Annotated in this window: 1 protein-coding gene; it reads left to right on the top strand. The window is 62.3% G+C overall.

Annotation, left to right across the window (positions count from 1 at the left end):
• Positions 1-470, top strand: a 470-nt coding sequence (locus EN906_RS36815) for a nitrilase-related carbon-nitrogen hydrolase (protein WP_281060489.1), incomplete at both ends; no start/stop codon positions are given.

Consider the following 470-nt stretch of genomic DNA (forward strand, 5'->3'; position numbering starts at 1 on the left):
GTCCTGATGGGGCTCTCGGCCAAGGCGCCGGACCCAGGCCATCAAAAGCCGCAGCTGATCCTGTGGCCCGAAACCTCGGTGCCTTTCCTCTTCACCGAGCGTCCGGACGCATTGACGGCGCTGGGAGACATGCTCGGATCCGGCCAGATGCTGATTGCCGGCGTCGTTCGCGAGGAAGGCGGTTCGGCCGCGAATGCCGACAGCCGTTACCACAACTCCGTGGTGGCGATCGACGACAAGGGTGAAATCTCCGACGCAGTCGACAAGGTTCACCTGGTGCCGTTCGGCGAATACCTGCCTTTCGCCGATCTGCTCCAGCGTTTCGGCATCGAGCAACTGGTTGCCGGGCCGATGAGTTTCGCGGCCGGCAATGAGCGGCACGCCATCACGCTGCCCGATGGCATCCGTGCGCTGCCATTTATCTGTTATGAGGTGATCTTTCCCGATCTTGTGGCAGTTGACGCTGCGTC

Origin of the sequence: Mesorhizobium sp. M7A.F.Ca.CA.004.06.1.1 (assembly GCF_003999135.1) — a bacterium.
Classification (GTDB): domain Bacteria; phylum Pseudomonadota; class Alphaproteobacteria; order Rhizobiales; family Rhizobiaceae; genus Mesorhizobium.